The sequence below is a fragment of the Microbulbifer mixtoriginis (SeqCode) genome (genome assembly GCF_052466865.1).
The window spans coordinates 3,838,323-3,858,271 of sequence record NZ_CP174293.1; the positions used below are offsets into that span (position 1 = coordinate 3,838,323).

General features: G+C 48.8%; 14 protein-coding genes. 8 read left to right on the forward strand and 6 right to left on the reverse strand.

All coding sequences use genetic code 11. The annotated features are described in order from the left end of the window. The first annotated feature begins 149 nt into the window (after positions 1–149). The gene (bfr, locus tag ACJJJA_RS17370) at positions 150–641 is read left to right on the forward strand and encodes a bacterioferritin (protein ID WP_252082861.1); all 492 of its coding nucleotides are present in this window, start codon (positions 150–152) and stop codon (positions 639–641) included. A 112-nt stretch (positions 642–753) separates the two neighbouring features. On the opposite strand, the gene grxD is transcribed toward bfr, so the two are convergent. After that, positions 754–1,086, reverse strand: a complete 333-nt coding sequence (gene grxD / locus ACJJJA_RS17375; RefSeq protein WP_444884108.1) for a Grx4 family monothiol glutaredoxin — start codon at positions 1,084–1,086, stop codon at positions 754–756. 322 nt (positions 1,087–1,408) lie between these two features. Between grxD and ACJJJA_RS17380 the strand changes: the two genes are divergently transcribed. Continuing rightward, entirely contained in the window at positions 1,409–2,593 is a 1,185-nt protein-coding gene (locus ACJJJA_RS17380; RefSeq protein ID WP_444902886.1) for an acetylornithine transaminase, read from the forward strand. Between the two features lie 22 nt (positions 2,594–2,615). After that, positions 2,616–3,530: an ornithine carbamoyltransferase gene (gene argF, locus ACJJJA_RS17385; protein WP_444886903.1), complete on the forward strand. Its 915-nt coding sequence runs from the start codon at positions 2,616–2,618 to the stop codon at positions 3,528–3,530. Between the two features lie 528 nt (positions 3,531–4,058). Here argF and ACJJJA_RS17390 read toward each other — a convergent pair. After that, positions 4,059–4,313, reverse strand: coding sequence for a hypothetical protein (locus tag ACJJJA_RS17390; RefSeq protein WP_444884105.1), 255 nt, complete (start codon positions 4,311–4,313; stop codon positions 4,059–4,061). A 39-nt stretch (positions 4,314–4,352) separates the two neighbouring features. Between ACJJJA_RS17390 and ACJJJA_RS17395 the strand changes: the two genes are divergently transcribed. The 4 genes from ACJJJA_RS17395 to ACJJJA_RS17410 all read left to right on the forward strand — a co-directional run bounded on the left by ACJJJA_RS17395 (position 4,353) and on the right by ACJJJA_RS17410 (position 13,548). Beyond that, positions 4,353–7,292 (forward strand): ribonucleoside-diphosphate reductase subunit alpha, encoded by a 2,940-nt coding sequence (locus ACJJJA_RS17395; RefSeq protein ID WP_444902887.1) that lies wholly within the window; start codon positions 4,353–4,355, stop codon positions 7,290–7,292. Positions 7,293–7,745: 453 nt separating this feature from the next. Then, entirely contained in the window at positions 7,746–8,993 is a 1,248-nt protein-coding gene (locus ACJJJA_RS17400; RefSeq protein ID WP_444889675.1) for a ribonucleotide-diphosphate reductase subunit beta, read from the forward strand. Positions 8,994–10,793: 1,800 nt separating this feature from the next. After that, entirely contained in the window at positions 10,794–12,290 is a 1,497-nt protein-coding gene (locus ACJJJA_RS17405) for a hypothetical protein (RefSeq protein ID WP_444902888.1), read from the forward strand. 871 nt (positions 12,291–13,161) lie between these two features. Then, positions 13,162–13,548, forward strand: coding sequence for a DUF2750 domain-containing protein (locus ACJJJA_RS17410; protein WP_252082877.1), 387 nt, complete (start codon positions 13,162–13,164; stop codon positions 13,546–13,548). Positions 13,549–13,708: 160 nt separating this feature from the next. Here the strand turns inward: ACJJJA_RS17410 and ACJJJA_RS17415 are convergent, their stop codons facing one another. From ACJJJA_RS17415 to ACJJJA_RS17425, 3 genes are all read right to left on the reverse strand, one after another. Further along, on the reverse strand, positions 13,709–14,239 hold the full coding sequence (locus tag ACJJJA_RS17415) for a redoxin domain-containing protein (RefSeq protein ID WP_444902889.1): 531 nt from the start codon (positions 14,237–14,239) through the stop codon (positions 13,709–13,711). A gap of 543 nt (positions 14,240–14,782) precedes the next feature. Further along, positions 14,783–16,000: a hypothetical protein gene (locus ACJJJA_RS17420; RefSeq protein WP_444902890.1), complete on the reverse strand. Its 1,218-nt coding sequence runs from the start codon at positions 15,998–16,000 to the stop codon at positions 14,783–14,785. Between the two features lie 1,015 nt (positions 16,001–17,015). Further along, a complete protein-coding gene (locus ACJJJA_RS17425) occupies positions 17,016–17,591 on the reverse strand; it encodes a hypothetical protein (protein WP_444902891.1) in 576 nt (191 codons plus the stop codon). A 729-nt stretch (positions 17,592–18,320) separates the two neighbouring features. Here ACJJJA_RS17425 and ACJJJA_RS17430 point away from each other — a divergent pair. Further along, positions 18,321–19,091 carry an SIMPL domain-containing protein gene (locus ACJJJA_RS17430; protein ID WP_444902892.1) on the forward strand — a complete coding sequence of 257 codons (771 nt, stop codon included), beginning with the start codon at positions 18,321–18,323 and terminating at the stop codon, positions 19,089–19,091. A gap of 93 nt (positions 19,092–19,184) precedes the next feature. Here ACJJJA_RS17430 and ACJJJA_RS17435 read toward each other — a convergent pair whose 3' ends face one another. Next, the gene (locus tag ACJJJA_RS17435; RefSeq protein ID WP_444902893.1) at positions 19,185–19,853 is read right to left on the reverse strand and encodes a DNA-3-methyladenine glycosylase I; all 669 of its coding nucleotides are present in this window, start codon (positions 19,851–19,853) and stop codon (positions 19,185–19,187) included. Positions 19,854–19,949 lie beyond the last annotated feature (96 nt).

A 19,949-nucleotide genomic window follows, 5' to 3' on the forward strand; every position in this document is an offset into this window, starting at 1 on the left:
CTAAAATAAATTGTGGGAAATCGGTCAGCTGCAGACATAAGTGACTAACACAATTTAGTGACTTTTTATTGCTACTTATTTCAAGTAACCAACAAATAGGAATTCTCTGAGGGTGTTATCTAGCTCGCAGGGCCACAGGAGCAAAAGCTATGAAAGGCGATCCCAAGGTTATCGAACATTTAAATAAAGTACTGGGCAATGAGCTGGTAGCTATCAACCAGTATTTTCTGCATGCGCGCATGTACGACAACTGGGGTTTAAAAGAGCTGGGCAAACAGGAATACCACGAATCCATCGATGAAATGAAACACGCCGATTGGCTGATCGAGCGTATCCTGTTCCTTGAGGGTATCCCCAATCTGCAGCACCTGGGCAAATTGATGATCGGTGAGAATACCGAGGAAATGCTCAAGTGCGACTTGAAGATTGAATCCAAAGCAATTCCCGATCTGCGCGAAGCCATCGCCTACTGTGAATCGGTACGCGATTACGGCAGCCGTGAATTACTGGAAAAAATTCTCGACTCCGAAGAAGAGCATGTCGACTGGCTGGAGACTCAGCTCGAACTGATTGACAAAGTGGGCATTCAAAACTACCTGCAAACTCAAATGGAAACTGCAGCCGGCCACTCTGGCAAATAATTAGAACAACCTTAACAGGTATAAAAAAACCGCAGTTTCAACTGCGGTTTTTTTATTCTCAACCATGTACTGCCGCTTTCACCAGGCAGATACATCGAAGCAAAAACGAAAATTAACCTTCGCCTTCACTCTCCGCCGATGCCTCATCGATCAGGGTTTTCAGCTCACCATTTTCATACATTTCCATAATGATGTCGCAACCGCCGACCAACTCACCCTTCACCCAAAGCTGAGGGAAAGTCGGCCAATTGGCATACTTGGGCAATTCAGCGCGAATATCTGGATTAGCCAGGATATCCACATAAGCAAAGCGCTTACCGCAGGCCATCATCGCCTGGGAGGCGCGCATGGAAAAGCCGCACTGGGGCGCGTTGGGGCTACCTTTCATGTAGAGCAGAATGTCGTTGTCAGCAATCTGCTGTTTGATGTTCTCCAGTGTATCCATAAGCGTGAGAAACCTCAGGTGGTGGAAGCAAATTTATTAACGTGTATCGCATCGGCACCCAGCCATTGCGCACGGTCGGCCATTGTACCTCAGCGCAGGGGGGAATAAGTACCCGCAGCAGTGCATAGCCAAAAAATGCGCACCACTCCCCAATGGCCCCATCCTTTACAAAGAGAAATCAAATAGATGGCCCACACGCCGTAAAGGCTGTGTTAGCATTAGTTCAACAATATAATTTGCAGATTAAAATACATCAAACAGAATTATCTGCGGAAACGACTTCTATTAAACAAACCCAATGATTAAATAAGGAGGCGTCTCAGTGCCCCCCCACACACTGATGCACAACTATGGCGAAAGGACCCTGACCCTGGTCCGCGGCGAGGGAAACTACGTGTGGGATGATCGCGGCCACCGCTACCTGGACGCTATTTCCGGTATCGCCGTCTGCGGTCTTGGCCACTGCCATCCAAAAGTCACCGAAGCCCTACAGGAGCAGGCCAACACCCTGCTGCATGTATCCAACCTGTACAACATTCCTCCCCAGCAGCAGTTGGCCGACCGGCTCGTATTCCTATCGGGTATGGATAATGTATTTTTCTCCAACTCCGGTGCTGAGGCCAATGAGGCCGCTATCAAGCTAGCGCGTAAACTCGGTAATGAGCGCGGGCTGGTGACACCGCAAATTGTGGTTATGGAGGGCGCTTTCCATGGGCGAACCCTCGCCACGCTTACGGCAACAGGCAATGAAAAGGCACAACAGGGCTTCGCCCCCTTACCCGAGGGTTTTTTGCGGGTGCCTTTCAACGATGTGCAAGCCATTGAAAACCTGGCAGAACAGCACAGCGATATCGTCGCCATACTGGTGGAACCAATACAAGGGGAAGGCGGTGTCCGCGTACCAGATACCGACTACCTAAAACAACTTCGTACACTCTGCGATCGACACAACTGGCTGTTAATGTTGGATGAGATCCAGACCGGCAACGGTCGCAGCGGCAGAATGTTTGCCTACCAGCACGCCGACATAGTGCCAGATGTATTAACCACCGCCAAAGGGCTCGGCAATGGTGTCCCTATCGGCGCCTGCCTCGCCCGCGGCAAGGCTGCCAGCCTTTTCACCGCTGGCAGCCACGGTTCGACCTTCGGCGGCAACCCTCTCGCTTGCCGTGCCGGTCTTGCCGTGCTGGAGACTCTTCAGGGCGAGTGGTTAATCGAGCGCGCAGAAAAACTGGGCGAACAATTACTACACTCCCTGCGCATGCGACTGGGCGATTGCCCTGGGGTAGTGGATATTCGCGGACAGGGTCTGATGATCGGTATTGAACTCAACCACCCTTGCGCTGAGCTGGTTGAGCAGGCTAGGGAGCAGGCGTTGCTGATCAACGTCACCGCCGTCAATGTGGTGCGGCTACTGCCTCCACTCACCCTTACTGACGAGGAGTGCCAGCAACTGGCCGTCGATGTCAGCACTCTGATTCAACAATTTATCCCGCAGGCAGTCTGAAGCACTCAAAGGAGAACAATTTATGGCAACCAGGCATTTCCTCACCTTAATGGATCTCTCCGCAGAGGAGCTAAAACAAATTATCGAGCGCGCTATCGAATTAAAAACCTTACGCAACCAGGGCATTACTACCGACCTTTTTCGCGGCAAAGTGCTGGGGATGATTTTTGAAAAGTCTTCCACCCGCACCCGCGTCTCTTTTGAAGCTGGCATGGCGCAGATGGGTGGCAGCGCCCTATTCCTATCGCCGCGGGATACTCAGCTGGGGCGCGGTGAACCCATCGAGGACAGTGCCCGAGTCATCTCCCGCATGGTCGACATGGTGATGATCCGCACCTTCGGCCATCAAAATGTGGAGCGCTTCGCAGCCCACTCACGAGTGCCCGTAATCAATGCTTTATCTGACAGTTACCACCCATGCCAGCTGCTCGCCGATATCCAGACTTTCGTCGAACACCGCGGCAGCCCCGCGGGCAAAGTGGTGGCCTGGGTGGGCGACGGCAACAATATGTGTCACTCCTATATCAATGCGGCGCGGCTTTGCGACTTTGAACTACGTATCTCTTGCCCCCAAGGATATGCTCCAGATGCCGATATTGTCGCTGCCGCCGGCGATCGGGTAAAAGTTGTGCATAACCCTATGGAGGCCGTGCGCGATGCCGACTGGGTCAGTACCGATGTATGGGCTTCCATGGGCCAGGAGACAGAACAACAAGCCCGCAGCGAAGCCTTCGACCGCTACCAAGTGAATCACGAGCTGATGAGCCACGCTAACGAAAACGCAATTTTCATGCATTGTCTACCAGCGCACCGCGGTGAGGAAGTCAGCGCCGAATTACTGGAGGACGAGCGTATTTCCAAGGTGTGGGACGAGGCGGAAAATCGCCTACATGCACAAAAAGCACTCATGGAGTTTTTACAGGAGCACAGCCAGTAAGGTTTTTTATGCGTCGGTCGATGGCGTTATTTACAACCTGTCGACTGGCCCATCCTCCACCCTACCACCCCTCCACCAACTGACATCCGTATAAAAAACGACCACGCACTTTTTTCGTGGCATCAAAATACAGGTTCAGACGAAACAATACGGATGAACAAATAATAACCAAGCATGTTGCAACAAAAAAATCACGCCACAAAACTGATCATCTTAGTACCAACTTGCTCAAATTGCGCACATTCGCAAATGGTTATTGCCGTTGTTAATTTAGAACGCCCCGGCTATTAAAAAAAATTGTAAGAGCTTGTATTACCCTTCTCCCTTCACTGACAAATGCCATGCAGCCCAGCTGTGGCGGGACCTGCCGCGGAAGTGGCTACTGACTCAACACGCCTACCCACAATTTATCCACAAACAACCACAAAGTTATTCGGCTTGAACTGACCCGCCTACCGCATTATCTTGTAGCGCGCTCGAGGCATACCCCCTATATATTGGGGTAAGGGACCTTGAGCATCCCCAAATCTAGGGGCGAATCCCGGCACTCCGCCACACTTTTTGGCGGCCGGTGCCAGACGCTGCTTTTTTCAAAGCAGAATCAGAGGTAAGCGGGCGGAAAGGAATGATCCGCCACAGGCAGCAGCCGGCAAAGCTTAACTGAATGCCGGCCACCGAGCCGCCTGTTTCCAGTGCCTTCACGGTGTGGGAGGAATCACTGGCCAAGCGATGGACTCGCTCCGCACATGCCACGCAGTCCAGTGGCGCTGTTCTGGTGAACACACGCGGACAGACAACAATACAAACCTTTCGGAGATTTACATGCACACAGAGACAGGGCGCTCTCAAACCGTGCCTGCGGCAAAATCAGGCACAACCAGCGACCAGGCTACTGACGGCACCACTCTGGCCGCCACCGCACCGGGCCAGATCCGCGTCATCAAGCGCAATGGTACCGTTGTCCCCTACGACGATGGCAAAATTTCCGTTGCCGTTACTAAGGCCTTTCTCGCTGTTGAAGGCGGCACCGCCGCTGCGTCCAGCCGTGTACACGAGCAAGTCGAGGAGCTGGTTGGCCAGATCAGCGCCACCTTTAAGCGTCGCATGCCCTCTGGCGGCACTATCCATATCGAGGAAATTCAGGACCAGGTGGAACTGGCCCTGATGCGCGCCGGTGAACACAAGGTTGCCCGCGACTACGTACTCTACCGCGAAGAGCACGCACGCCTGCGTGCGGAAAAAGAAAAAAGTGCCAGTCAAACCGAACAGGCTGTCGATGCGCACCCCAGCATCCGCGTTAAACTCGACGACGACAGCCTTGTTCCCCTGGATATGGAGCGCCTGCGCACTGTTGTCAGCGAAGCCTGTGAGGGTCTGAAAGACGTCAACGCCGAGGCCATCCTCAGCGAGGCCCTGAAGAACCTTTACGACGGCGTCTCCGAAAACGATATCAATACCGCCCTGGTAATTACTGCGCGTACTCTGGTTGAAAAAGAGCCAAATTACACTTACGCCACGGCCAGCCTACTGCTGGACAAGCTGCGCTCCGAAGCCCTGCGCTTCCTCGATATCGCCGAGCGCGCCACCCAGCACGAGATGGAAAAACTTTACGCTTCCACTCTGCCCGCTTACGTGAAAAAGGGTATCGAGCTGGACCTGCTGGACCCGGCCCTGGCCACCTTCGACCTGGAAAAACTCGGCGAAGCTTTAAAAGGCGAACGCGATCACCAGTTTACCTACCTGGGCCTGCAGACTCTGTACGACCGCTACTTCCTGCACAGTGACGATATTCGTTTCGAGCTGCCGCAGATTTTCTTTATGCGCGTCGCCATGGGCCTCAGCATTAACGAAGAAAACAAGAACGAGCGCGCGGTAGAGTTCTACAACCTGTTGAGCTCTTTCGACTACATGAGCTCCACCCCGACCCTGTTCAACGCCGGCACCCTGCGCCCGCAGCTGTCCTCCTGCTACCTGACTACAGTACCGGACGACCTGCACGGTATTTACGGTGCTATCCGCGACAACGCCATGCTGTCCAAGTGGGCCGGCGGTCTCGGTAACGACTGGACGCCGGTGCGCTCCCTGGGTTCCTATATCAAAGGCACCAACGGCAAGTCCCAAGGTGTTGTGCCCTTCCTGAAAGTGGCCAATGACACCGCAGTAGCCGTCAACCAGGGCGGTAAGCGCAAAGGCGCTGTGTGTGCCTACCTGGAAACCTGGCACCTGGATATCGAGGAATTCCTCGAGCTGCGCAAAAACACTGGTGACGACCGCCGCCGCACCCACGATATGAACACCGCCAACTGGGTCCCCGACCTGTTTATGAAGCGCGTGTTCGAAGACAAAGAGTGGACCCTCTTCTCCCCGGCCGATTGCCCGGACCTGCACGACCTGTTCGGCACCGCCTTTGAAGAGCGCTACAACCACTACGAGCAACTGGCTGCCGAAGGCAAGCTGCGTCTGTTCAAGAAGATCCGCGCACTAGACCTGTGGCGCAAGATGCTGGGCATGCTGTTCGAAACCGGCCACCCCTGGATCACCTTTAAAGACAGCTGCAACCTGCGCAGCCCGCAGCAACACGCCGGTGTGGTTCACAGCTCCAACCTGTGCACCGAGATCACGCTCAACACCAAGGCCGACGACGAAATCGCCGTGTGTAACCTGGGCTCTGTCAACCTGGCTCAACACATTGGTGAAAACGGTGAACTCGACCGCACCAAACTGGCTAATACCGTAAAAACCGCGGTACGTATGCTCGATAACGTTATCGACATTAATTACTACGCGGTTGAAAGTGCACGTCAGTCCAACATGCGTCACCGCCCTGTGGGCATGGGCCTGATGGGCTTCCAGGACGCGCTGTACAAAGCCGGCATCGCCTACGCCAGCGATGAAGCCGTAGCCTTCGCCGACAACACCATGGAAGCGATTAGCTTCGAAGCCATCTCCGCTTCCAGCGACCTGGCTGCCGAGCGCGGCAAGTACCAGACCTACGAAGGCTCCCTGTGGAGCAAGGGTGTTCTGCCACTGGATTCCATCCAGATCCTGGCTGAGCAGCGCGGCCAGCAATTTATCGATCAGGACACCAGCTCCTCTCTGGACTGGAACGGCCTGCGCGAAAAAGTAAAAGCCCAGGGTATGCGCAACTCCAACGTGATGGCGATCGCCCCTACCGCGACCATTGCCAATATCACCGGGGTTTCCCAGTCGATCGAACCGACTTATCAAAACCTGTATGTGAAATCGAACCTGTCCGGCGAATTCACCGTAGTAAACCCCTACCTGGTACACGATCTGAAAGATCGCGGCCTGTGGGACCAGGTCATGGTTAACGACCTGAAATACTACGAGGGTTCTGTACAGAAAATCGATCGCGTACCAGAAGACCTGAAAGCAAAATACCGCACCGCGTTTGAAGTGGAACCGCGTTGGATTGTGGATGCCGCCAGCCGTCGCCAAAAGTGGATCGACCAGGCCCAATCCCTGAACCTGTATATTGCCGGCGCTGATGGCAAGAAGCTGGACCTGACCTATCGCATGGCTTGGTTCCGCGGTCTGAAGACCACTTACTACCTGCGCGCCCTGGCTGCCACTACCACAGAGAAATCCACTGTAAACAGCGGCACCCTGAACGCGGTAAGCGCACACGGCAGCAGCAATGGTGCCGCCGCCGCAGCGCCTGTAGAACAGGCTGCACCCGCACCGGCTGCAGTGCCGCAGGCTTGCTCTCTGGACGATCCAGACTGCGAAGCCTGTCAGTAAAAATTTGGCCCCTCCTGGGGCCTGTACTCACTCTCGGGGGAGAGCGTCGTAACCGCAAGTGCGGGCATGACCATGCGCAACGACCCCGGCCCACCCGGTATGCAAACACCGGGAAGAATTTTCGGGCCGGGGATCGTCTGCGTTTTTTCCCAACTGCGTTTTCAGTAACCCGCACAAACTGTGCGGCGTATGAAAACCACGAAAAAAACTTTGCCACAAACCTCACAGCCGTGCGGTGAAAACCCAAAAATAAGTTTTGGCTAAAAGCAAAGTGATAATTGATCTGGCACAGAAACTTTGTGCCCCGCTGGGGTAAAAATACCTGCAGCGATTGACCACTGCCGGAAAATTCCGGAATAGCACCCCTGGCCTCGCTCTGCAAATGTAGCGCCAGGAAGAACACAGAAATTAATATCGAATTTTCGATAACGAGACCGATTAAAAGGGCCGACTATGCTGAGCTGGGACGATTTCGAGACAAAGCCCCAACAACCCGAAAAAGCCGTTAAGGCGCAGACCGCAGCGGAGCCCCAGGCGAAATCCGTACAAGAGCCCAGCGCTTCTTACTCTGCGGAAGCTCCAGCGAGCTCCACCACAAAAAATGGCTCCGCCGCTGTTGAAGCTGCACGTGCAGCCGTTGCCAGCCTGGACCCAGCGCCCGGCCTGGAAGAACTGGAAATGGGCGCAGCCCGCATTCAGGTGGATGAAAAGCGCATTATTAATTGCCGCGCCGACCTCAACCAGCTGGTCCCCTTTAAATACGACTGGGCCTGGCAAAAATACCTGGATGGCTGCGCCAACCACTGGATGCCCCAGGAAATCAACATGAACAAAGACGTGTCCATGTGGAAAGACCCCAACGGTCTGACCGAGGACGAGCGTCGCATCGTAGAATACTCCCTGGGTTATTTCTCCACCGCAGACTCCCTGGTTGCCAACAACCTGGTACTGGCGATCTACCGTCATATCACCAACCCAGAGTGCCGCCAGTACCTGCTGCGCCAGTCTTTTGAAGAAGCCATCCACACCCACGCCTACCAGTACTGTGTAGAATCCCTGGGCATGGATGAAGGCGAAGTCTTCAATATGTACCGCGAAGTACCCGCCGTTGCCAAAAAGGCGGCCTGGAGCCTGTCCCACACTCAGGCCATTGGCGATCCCAACTTCAAAACCGGCACCGTTGAATCCGACCAGGAGCTGCTGCGCAACTTGATCGCCTTCTATGCCGTTACCGAGGGTATCTTCTTCTACTGTGGCTTCAGCCAGATTCTGTCTATGGGCCGCCGCAACAAAATGACTGGTGTTGCCGAGCAGTTCCAGTACATCCTGCGCGACGAGTCCATGCACCTGAACTTTGGCATCGACGTGATCAACCAAATCAAGCTGGAAAATCCACACCTGTGGACGGCGGAATTCCAGCAGGAAGTGACCCAGATGATTCTCGAAGGTATGGAGCTCGAAGTGGCCTACGCCCGCGACACTATGCCCCGCGGCGTACTCGGCATGAATGCAAATATGATGGAGGAATACCTCCAGTTTATCGCCAACCGGCGCCTCAGCCAGCTGGGCCTGAAAGAGCAATTCCCAGGCGCACAGAACCCATTCCCGTGGATGTCTGAGATTATGGACCTGCGCAAAGAGAAAAACTTCTTTGAAACCCGCGTTATCGAATATCAAACCGGCGGCGCACTGCAGTGGTAAGAGAGGCTTCCGGCCAGTGAATTACTACAAAAGGAAAAAGTAGTCGCTCACAGGAAGAGAAGTATTGAAAACGGGCTTTCAGCCCGTTTTTTTTATCCGATTCTGAATAGTTTAAAACCGAAGCGTAAAAAAGGCTTCCCCTACCTTTCCACAGGCCCCCACCAAACTCAACACTCATTGCAATACACTCTGCCCCCTCGGAGTCTATTTTTAGTGGAGAGTGCTTGCCCCCCCTTAATGAGTAATTCATTAACTTTTTAGCAGAGCCTGGCCCTCTCCCACCCTAATCAAGTAGCTTCTTACTGCGAATCGCTAACCGTCACCCAGCCAATAGGGCTCCAAAGAATAATTCCCTAGCGTGCTAAACCAGTTCCAGTAGTTTTCTGAAATCAAGGACCTAAGCAAAGAGAAAAACTTCTTTGAAATCCGGATTAACTAATATCAAAACAGCCGCACAGCGCAGGGGAAGAGATGTGTAAGTCTCAATATTAAGTGACTAAAATCACACCATCTGGCAACTTTGAGAATACTTCTTATTTGTCGAGTTAAGCGTAAAGCAATATAAAAAAGGTTTATCCATACTAATAGCGAGTTTTCGCTATTTCGGAACCCTCCCTAATAGGCTGTTGCAATGGAGTTACTATAAAAATAGTCGCTCACAGGCAGAGATGTATTGAAGTGAGTGGTATGTAATTTTTATGTTTAGCCGTTTACTCGTCGAAATATTTTATGTGCCTTCAAAATTTTAGTGACTTTGATAAAGTTAGGTGTTATGTAAAAGATCTAAAGAATTCCAATCCTGTTGAGCAAAACAAATGATTTAGCAAGAACACTTCTAAAATTGCATAAAATTACTTTTTATGGAGCCGAATACCTTGCCAAGCTTAGGCAAATCTGCCAGGAAAATTTTCTAGCTAAAATGGAAAATATCTTACCTTAGATTACCTTCTAGTCCATAACACACTTTACAGCTAAAAGATAACCAAAGCATTAATCCACGATCGCTGAAGCTAACAACGTGCACTCACCATCTAAAAAAATTTCAACCTTAATGATTCAGCAACGGAAAAAACACTCTGCGAAATGACCTTGCATCTAATTTTTCGGGACTGGCACTTGCTGAAAACACTCCTAGTTAGACGACGACTTTTAATATCATCATCTTCTGCAAGAAATGGCCTTGGTAAATATTCCTAAACATAATCAATACCTATAAAAGGGATAAGGCATTTTGCAATTTCAAAGGAGCTATCCAGCATAGCAGCCCCACTAAACATCCTTTACCCATAGCTCGGACTGATAAAACAGCTATGGAAGAGCTGTATTTATTTACTAAACATGTAATTTATCTCGTGATTTAACAGCCTTAGAGAAAAGAACAATGTCGCTGAGTACGAAATCGGCTAAATCCGCTTTCGTTTTGGTGGTCAAGCCTCAGGGAGTGCTCTTCGTGAAGCTACTTGAACTGGGGGAGTAGCAATGACTTGTACGACTCTATCCTGTTGGAATCCAGCGTACTCGTAGAGGAGGGCTAGCTTTCGACAAAATTTCATAGTTTCTTGCAAATAAAATGGCGACGAAAAGGTGCGCTCAAGCCTGCCATGTCATCGCATGAAAAATGTCGCGTAAAGCAAGCATAAATCTAAATTTCTATGCTATAGGTTCTCACTCTGTAAGTGAGCCTAATTCACTTGATGTCCCCCCTGATAACAAAATGACACGAATAAAATTCACACACAAACGCTCTGCCCAGGAGCCCTAGGCTACTGGCCGAGGCGCAGCATCACTTGGAGACTCCCCATGAAGAACGATGAAGTGACACCTGAGCGCACGGAAGAGGTTGAGCCGACTACCTTACCTGGCGACACGACTGCACTCACGCCGGTACCCATGACTGTTGTCGAGGTCACTAATTGGCGATACCAGCGCTTAAGCTGCTTCTGGGGAGGGCCGAAGGGGCTCGATTACGGTCTATTGCGCGGACACCAGGATATTCAAGTCGCGAATGCCTACCCGGATCAAAATTCCACTTATTTCGTCGGTCAGTTCAAATTGCCAAAAGGCGCTTACCTGAAGCTGCGGGGACATTACGGTCACCTGCGTTATTTCTCACTCACCATCGCAAACAATTTGCCGGGCGGAGTACAGGGGAACGGTAGTTACCTGCGTGACGACCAAATCGTGCCCGATGAGGGCTCAATCAACCCTTTTATGTCGCCCAATAGACGCGATGTGCCGACAGAACGCCGACGCTACACCGTATATATCCGCTCGGGGCAGGCTCCTCACAAGCCGCGCCCCAATACACTTTATACCGGTACCAACTCTGAGCGAGCCGGCATCCACCTCGCGTTTCGTAACTATATGCCCGACAACGGCTATGATGGCACAGGCAACGTGCGCATGCCGCCACTTGAGGAGGGTGGATTGCCAGTTGAGCTGGGCCTACCAACAGTCACGCTGCACCTTCCGGAGACCCCGATCCAGGGCGAAGAGGGTTTGTATAACAGCGACGATATGGTGCTAACAGGCGAAAGAATGTGCCGTGCATTATTGGCTTCTAAGGAGGGGCAGAAGCAGGAATTCCCGACTAAAGAATGGCTTCAATTGATCGAGGACTCCTGGGACCGGGTCAATGCACCTGCTATGCCCGCCCCCATGTTCCAGCGATTCTGGAATATGGATTACAGTGTCAAAGGCGCCTTCATCCCCGATCCGATCAAGCGGGTTACCCGTTGCCCTGCAAGCAATGACGGAGCATGGCTGAACAACCCCGACACTGTATACATGGTTGGCCTGTTCTCGCTAGCTTTTGGCGAGGTCGTGGTGATCGAAGGTAAGATGCCAACTTTTCCTAAAACCAAGCATGGTCAGGTGAGCTGGCCCGAAGAGCAAACCCAGGTACGCTACTGGTCTCTTACCACCGGGGGCACGGCACCGTCGGGTCTGGGCTGGTCAACAATCTTCGATGAAGAGATACCACTTGTTGAGGATCGTAAGTTCACTATCGTCATGAGCCGGGCGATTGATCGGCCCAAAAATGCAGACCGCGAGCACGGCGTCAAATGGATAGAGTTCGGAGCCGGCGAGGGGCACTATATCGGCGCTCGCAGCTGGGTCAACTGCGTCTACATACGCTACCAGGCGTCACTGAGCAACTACGACTGGCCGAACTCCCCCCTCAATATTCCGGTACCTACTGAGGAAAATCCCGCGCCTATGGACAGCCTGGTCATGGGGCCCTACTACCCTACTGCGAAGTACATGTCGAAGAAAGAGTTTGAGCGGCTTGCTTAAAGGAACTGCAATTCCTCGATAGTAATTCAACTTTGCCAAACTCCAGAAAGCGAAACTGGCCCGCCATGTCTTTAATGAAACCAGGAGTAGCCACATAACATGGCCAAACGATCGCCGGTAGGCGCGATCTTTTCGGTAACCGCTTTCGCGGTTACCAGGCCATCACAAGAACTTTACCGAGGAAATACTCGGCACTGGTCTCGATGCTCTTATGGCTGCCCCGAATTTCAGAGTCACAGGCAAAAGCCCTTTTCGATACCTTTCTTGATCACAGCTTTGTGACAAGAGCAGTAACAGTGGAAACTGAAGCTTTATCGACTCATGACTTAAATTGCACAATGATAAACTGCCCCTAGCTTGTATAAACAAGCTCCAATATTGACAGAGCTTCTCTAATAGCAACTAGAGACTCTAGGTCAAAAATAGGCTAAGCCAACAGATAATGTACCTATCTTATTTAAACGTCGTTAGATAGAGTAAATCTGAGCGTTATCTGCTATAAAAATCAACCCGTAACCATTTGATTTTATTGAAGTTTTATAATGTATTATATGGTAAAGTTCGCAACAGGTTTCGGGCTAATGAATTACCACAAAAAGAAAAATTGTCGCTCATAAAGAGGGTTGTTGGAATAAGCCTTCAAGCCGATTTTTATTGAGAGTACTTCGATTTACTCTCCAAACCAGTCATAGATTTATATTCTATAGAATCCCTACCGCTCCTATCTACTACCAGGCAACACATCAAACCATCTGGACAGTATCTTGTATTCGCGCATAATGCCTCGCATTGACTGTGTTACTGTTACACACTTATTCGAGCAGGCCTGTAAATATCAGCCTGCTAACAATCAGCCATTGCGAATTTATATATGAGTACTCCCAATCTAAATGAAGTAATTAACCAGAGTTGTGAAGACCGATACGAATATTTCCTGAGTGCAATCGGTGAAGAGCGGGAAATTTGGATATTAGTCGACAACCAAAACTGCTTCCTCAAAATACATACCGATGAGGACGGAGGTTTTGAATATTTACCCGTATGGCCTACGTCAGAATTTGCTAGCGCTTATGCTAAAGATGAAACCGAACTCACGCCTAAAAGTATTCCCCTCCCACAGTTTCTGAAGAAATGGCTCCCCGGCTTGAGAAAAGATAATATTGAAGTTGGTGTATTCCCCGCACCAGATAAAAGCGTATGGATTACTGGCACTGAGGAGCTGGAACACGACCTACGTGAAGAGTTGAATAATTTCTAATGTCACTGGCCTCAAACTGGGTTCTATGGCAAACCTCTGACACTCTAAAAAGAATTGATAAATAGCTACAAAGTTAACCGTTAACTCGCAATAAAAATCTCACATCCCAATGGGGTTTTTATTGCGTTTTTCTAGGAAACTCGGCCCCAGCTTAGGGACTTTAGTAGGTTCCCCGAATTGGATAGTTATGCTCCGGATTTCGAATAAACTCGATCCCCATCAACAAAGTCTGCAAGTCTGGTCTGGCGAAGGGTGCATTAGAAATATCAACGATTTGCAGCTTACCAGCCTCATTAATCACAAAAATCCCGGGTTCGGCAAAAGGCTTATCAGTTTCCTGTGGAGACCTGGGATTGGAGATATAGACTCCAAGTTGCTGCATCTGAGGGATGGATAAATTGTAACCTATCGGAAAATCTGGTTTGACCTCCTTCATTTGTTCAGACGCTTTCTCGGCGCTATCCGCTGACACAGCTGTCACATAAACGCCCTCTTCATGATATCTCGGCAGCAGCACATTCAATTCCCGTAAATACTTGGTACAGAGCGGACAGTGCTTACCTCGATAAACCACTACCATTTGCCAGGGGAAGCTCCCTTCCATTTTACCCAGCTGAATTTTCCCACCACCCAGCTTGGCCACTTCAATAGCAGGGATTTCAGCACCCGCTGCCAACTTAAGATTGCCCATAAAGCCGCTCCATAAGACTACTGCCAAAGACACTCTATCAAGACTAGCCCTTTAGAACACGGCTGACTTGAGAAGCCAAATGTAAGGAGGACTACATCGCCCACTCTCCAATGATAGAAGCTATAGTTATGACTAATCGGACAAAAAAATCAAATATTAAATACAGGTGAGTATATGAAGTAACTCTTATCAGTTTTATTCTATTTGATACTCTTTAAAGGATATATTTGCACTGAGCGAGACTATCTGGAGAGATTACTGACTGACAATGCCAGATATATATTTCCCAGGAATGAGTTCTTCGAACTATTCCGGTAAGCCCCATACAATAAACAATATAGATAGTTAACGTTTTGGAATACGCACCATTTCCAAGGAAAAGATGACCGAATGGCACTGGTAAGTAACAGCGGTTGATACCACCCACCTTGAACTTTCCCTAAAAAAAGCCCGCTATAAATAAGCGGGCTTTATCCTGTGAGGAAGCAGGAAGCGATTAAGCCCCCTAATGTGCCAAAAAAGGCACAAAAGTAAATCTAAAAATTACTGAGTACAGGCAGCAATACGACCAGCGCTGTTCTTACCAATACCGCAGTTCAGACCATTAGGAATGCCGGTATAATCTGGGGACATAATGCCACCATTACGCTGTGCATCGTGGTCAGTATAGAGGCTTGCCAGGTTATATGAACGCGCTGTGCCCTTGTGATCGTTGTCACAGGAGAAGATAGCGCTGCCATAGGCAATGCCCAGGAAGGTTTTGTATTCCTTCAGGTCTGAATAGAGATTACGCTTGGCAGAACCGGAGCAGTTCATCTGGGATGCGAGATTAATATAACCATCGTCCTCACCAGCAAGCAATATAGAACTTGCGGTTGCAACACCAGGGAAACCAGCATAACCACCAATGGTATATACGGGCGATGCCAAGTTAGTGCCCACATAGTTGCGCACGGAGTACACATCATTAGTTTGCAGATAACGTACCGCTGAGCATTCACGACCGATAAATAGGTCGTTAACCACGCTTTCGATCCAGCTACCATTACACAGGCGATCGACGAACTCGGTGCCTGTAATAGCCCCTCCAGTGGTAAAGATCGCAGCAATACCATTCATAGCTTTGTCGAAGTCGACCTCTACAGCAAAGCGGTCATCTAAACCGGCAACATTTCTGGTTTTGGTTTCCGTTTTACATCTCTTCCAAAACCAGCGACCAGTACATACCTTATTGCTCTCAGTAATAGTATTACTATCAAACTGATTATAAGCACGATTGTAATAAGGAGACCCAGGCACTGCGTTACCAGATAAGTACATCATTTGTGCAGCGCCCTGGCTATGGGCAATCACCCAAAAAGTATCATCGGCTTTACATTGATTCTCATGTTGATAGCCATCTCCCTTACCGCTGCGAATATCGATAATCTGCCTGGCAATTTCGCCAGCTGTGCCATCATGCCAGTAAGGCATTTCACCTTCATCGGTGGAGTTATAACCTACAACTCCATAGTTGCCGCCATTGATTCGCAGCTGCTCAATAAAATTACTGCCGTTATATTTATCAAAGAAAGCTTCACTCCAATAATCTAGGGCTGGTTGCTCTAACTTACCCTGGGAGTTGGTGCGCTGTTTTATATGCCCTTCGGTACCATGTCCGTGAACCAGGATATAGCAGTTATCTGCCGCAGCAGATACGGAAGCAAATAGGCCAGCCAGTGCGAGTGAGAGACTCGCACCTAGTCGTTTACAAAGAGTCATTGTTGTTTCCTTATATTTATTTCCCGGCTCTAGATCACACTTCCCAAAAAATTATTTTTATTGGCCGGAGTCATTTTTGGACAGGGAAAGTTATCCGGGGATGCTCAACGGATATAGGACTTAGGGCGCCAAACGAGAACCGGGGGCGACAGGCTTGCGGACTAGCCAGTCACATACATTTGACTACCAGCTGCTAATCGAATTAACTCAAATCAAAATTGCCTTGATCGGTACTGATCCATAAACCCAATGCAAGGAATGTTGAAGTTACTACTCCCCTCTATTCCCCTCTATTCCCCCCCCTCTCTCAAGAAAGAAAGTCTGCCCAAGCCTATTGAGGCTCACCCTCCACCAGGCCCATTTAGTAAAGATTACGAGGTATCATCAAGTCATTTACATCCTTAGACTTCTCAAAAAAACGCTATAGAAATTAGGGCAACTATGCATTCCCCTGAGGAAGATATTCAAGACGGGGTAAAGGTATGGGGTGTTAGGCAAACGCTCTATATGGATATAAACCCAAAATATGAGATGAATTACATCGCAGACGTCTGTGCAAAATCGAAGTATTCGATTCCATAGCTGGAGTCTATTTTGTTCCAGGAGGTACTACCCGCCTGCCGCTTTAACTTAATGATACCAGCAGCTCCAGAAAGGAAAGGATTGGAGCTTCACGGGCTAATACAGTAGATATTCAGCAGGCACCGCTTTGGCAAAGGAAGGCCAGTCTAATTTAGAAAATATACCTTGAGTCTTTGCTTACCTATTAAACAAAAAAATAAGTTTTGCAGAGTTCAAGCAGAAACATGAAACTTATTCCACCATTTATAGAAAATGACCCAGCAACATTACTGAGCACAAACTTACTATCCTTTTTGACGGAGGGGCTTAATTAGTACTCTTGGAATGATAAATTATCGCCTGCCACACATTCTGCTGACCACCACCATAATTTTCAATTTTCGGGTTCTTAATGTAGCTCCAAGCTACCTCACCATCACCTAAATACATCGGTTCATCTAGCCCCCCAACCATGGTTGGGAAGTTGAACTGGGCCCTCAAAAATATTCAAGTCCGAATCGATATCTAAAACATAATACGCTTTTGGGACTAATAACCGCAGAGAGTTAGGGCTATTAATTCGATCAAATTTCAGATTATCCGAGATACATTGAAATTTAGCATAACCGAGTAAATAACGACCATTTCTTAAGCCAATCAACTGAGGATCACTAATTTGGCAATTATTATCCTCAACCAACCATTTAAAGCCCTCACCATCAATGCTGCCACTACCATTAACCTTGGTAATTCCCACACGAGTTAAAAAAGAGGAATCCAGTCCGTTACCGGAATAAAGAGCCTGGCGCTCTATAATGGGATAATCATCATTATCATATTCACTCTTATGGGCCCTATAAGAGAGAAAACAATTAACCTCCCAATTTGAACTACATCCCTCATCAAAAGCATCTACATCATTAAGATCAGCACCAACCTCATCACGAAGGTAGCGCTCCATATCTGAATCTTCTATGTATTTAGGAGAAACAATAACTGATAGGTTGGTCTCCGCATCTAGAGGTACCACCGTATGGCCTCCTCCATTGGATACCATCGCTAAAGTAGAAGTACAAAATGATTAAAATAGCCTTCGAGTGAATCACTCCGCTCCATTTTTATCGCAATTGTACCCAAATGACCACGTGACCATTGCCCCAGCCACGGTTATCTGAGCCACTCACTTTCAAAGACCAATCATTTCTATTAATGATTGTTAAGCCCGCAGAGTAGTAAGAGCCAGGGCCAATATTTTTTTGTTAAAAAAAATTCCCATGATTTTTCTTCACCCCGTAAGTCGCTACAAATATAGTCATTATTTGGTTTGAGATACACGTAAGCCAACGCGACCTTATTAGCTATGCAATCGATTTTCCGTGATGCATCCACCGCAAAAACCGTGACATAGATCAAACTGCAAAAGACAAAAGGTCTTGATAAAGCAACATGAGAACAAAAATACTACGCAAAGTATTGAACATTGATGCGAGCAGTCACCAAAAGAGAACTTATTAAAAGATCATAGATACAATTCAATAAAAGTGTAGACAAACAAATAATCAAGGTATTTCTTATTAATGTTCAGTAAGCAAGCTATATACTTTGATTGAGATAGAAAGCTGCTAGGTTATACAGCTTTTAACAAAAATTATCATTCTTCAAGCTATTAGGGCCTGGCAACAATATACGCCTATGAAATAAATCGATATTCCACCGCATAAGTAGTACACCTGTAAAAACCTAACAAGGATATAGTGAAATGAAACTACCACTACTAATTATCAGCTTGCTCTTATCTAGTGCTTGCCTGGCAGCTCCAGAAATTAGAGGTACACCCCAGGACCTACGTGGACTCCTCCACCCGGCGGAGAGTATTGTTACCATCCGTGGCAGCGCGGAAGAAACCGCCTACTCCGATAAGGCCATTGTCAGTTTGATTGTCACAACGGAAGAAGAGCTACTATCAAATGCAATTGACGCCAATCACAGGCTCCGTTCCAAATTGCATCAGAGCCTGACAGAGGCTGGAATCAAGGGAGCAAATATTAAAAGCTCAAAATTTTCCTCCTCACCCCAATATGGCTGGATGGGCAAGAAACCCAAGAGCTATAAGGTTGTTAACCGCGTAACTATTTCAATCAACGAGGAAAGCCAACTCCACAGTATTGCGCAGCTCACAGATCAAAATAGAGAAGTTGAAATAGCAAACACCACATTTGAGCATTCAGAAAAGCATTTGTTTAACAAAAAAGTTAAATCCAAGGCTCTGCAAGATATTCTGGAACAGAAAGCAGATTATGAAAAGGCGCTTGGTGTCCAGCTGACACCGATAGGCATTCGCGGTGATAACATACACTACCGAGCCACTGAAGGCGCCATGGCTATAGAAGAGGTTGTTGTTACCGCTTTCCGTGACTCCAGCAGTAACTTTGAGAGCAATTTTATTGATTCTGGCCAGGATAAATCATTTGATGAGGTTATTTATGAGGCGGAGCTCTCTGTAGACTTTCGAGTTCGTCCTCAGCCATAGTTAAGCCAGTTCTAGTGTTATTACAATTCTGATGATCTGAGCCCACTCTTTAAACTGCTTAAGCAGTGGGCTCCATCTACCAGGCTTAACCAACTACCCAACAGATAAGGATAATATCTGGCTAATCTCATTTAAGCTGCGGTTCGACTGCGCCTGCCAAGTTTCAATAGCCGCTTGCAGTGCGGCCCAGTCTTTTTTTGAAGAGGGAGATTTATCTACTACCCCCTCTCTCACCAGAGCACGAATAGTATCGCTGGCAAAGACCAATGTATCCACCCCCATACGACGCAAAAAAACCTGAGCGGTTTTGCCTCCCAGTCGGTCTCCACCTTTGCGTAAACTCTGGAGATTCTCTACGTAGTTTTTCGTATTCCAGCTAGCAAAATACTCCCCCAGACTCCCATTCTTATTGGATAAATGCCAGAAGAAGTCTGCATTCCGGGAGATTGAGCGGGTTTTGGTCCAATGCTTAATCATGCCCTCCTGGCGCATTAAGTCATCCAGCGCTTCCTCAGAGAGATATCGGCAAAAGGACAAATCAAAACCATAAAAAATATGCTCTATCCCCGGCCATTTTTTCTCCACGACTTTCCAACTAAACCCCGCCTGAAATACAGCCCGAGATGCCGCTGACAACCATTGATTGTTGGGTATTGCTGAGATTTCTTTAGCGGGTTTAGGCTTTGTGAGTCTGGCCGTAAGGCCTTTCTTTCCGCCGAAACGGTCAATGACGGGGGCTTCAATATCGAGAAAATTTCGCATTTATGCTTAATATCCTTTAATAGCTAAAGCATGTCGTACGAGTGATGAAGTTAGCGGTGAAAACATTTGACAGGACCACAGTGTGTCCAGGCTATC

What these genes read in the sequence shown, in the direction of transcription:
- ACJJJA_RS17415 (WP_444902889.1), bottom strand. Translation starts at nt 14,239, where the DNA reads ATGGGCAATCTTAAGTTGGCAGCGGGTGCTGAAATCCCTGCTATTGAA.
- ACJJJA_RS17405 (WP_444902888.1), top strand. Translation starts at nt 10,794, where the DNA reads ATGAAGAACGATGAAGTGACACCTGAGCGCACGGAAGAGGTTGAGCCG.
- bfr (WP_252082861.1), top strand. Translation starts at nt 150, where the DNA reads ATGAAAGGCGATCCCAAGGTTATCGAACATTTAAATAAAGTACTGGGC.
- ACJJJA_RS17420 (WP_444902890.1), bottom strand. Translation starts at nt 16,000, where the DNA reads ATGACTCTTTGTAAACGACTAGGTGCGAGTCTCTCACTCGCACTGGCT.
- ACJJJA_RS17410 (WP_252082877.1), top strand. Translation starts at nt 13,162, where the DNA reads ATGAGTACTCCCAATCTAAATGAAGTAATTAACCAGAGTTGTGAAGAC.
- ACJJJA_RS17400 (WP_444889675.1), top strand. Translation starts at nt 7,746, where the DNA reads ATGCTGAGCTGGGACGATTTCGAGACAAAGCCCCAACAACCCGAAAAA.
- ACJJJA_RS17430 (WP_444902892.1), top strand. Translation starts at nt 18,321, where the DNA reads ATGAAACTACCACTACTAATTATCAGCTTGCTCTTATCTAGTGCTTGC.
- grxD (WP_444884108.1), bottom strand. Translation starts at nt 1,086, where the DNA reads ATGGATACACTGGAGAACATCAAACAGCAGATTGCTGACAACGACATT.
- ACJJJA_RS17395 (WP_444902887.1), top strand. Translation starts at nt 4,353, where the DNA reads ATGCACACAGAGACAGGGCGCTCTCAAACCGTGCCTGCGGCAAAATCA.
- argF (WP_444886903.1), top strand. Translation starts at nt 2,616, where the DNA reads ATGGCAACCAGGCATTTCCTCACCTTAATGGATCTCTCCGCAGAGGAG.
- ACJJJA_RS17435 (WP_444902893.1), bottom strand. Translation starts at nt 19,853, where the DNA reads ATGCGAAATTTTCTCGATATTGAAGCCCCCGTCATTGACCGTTTCGGC.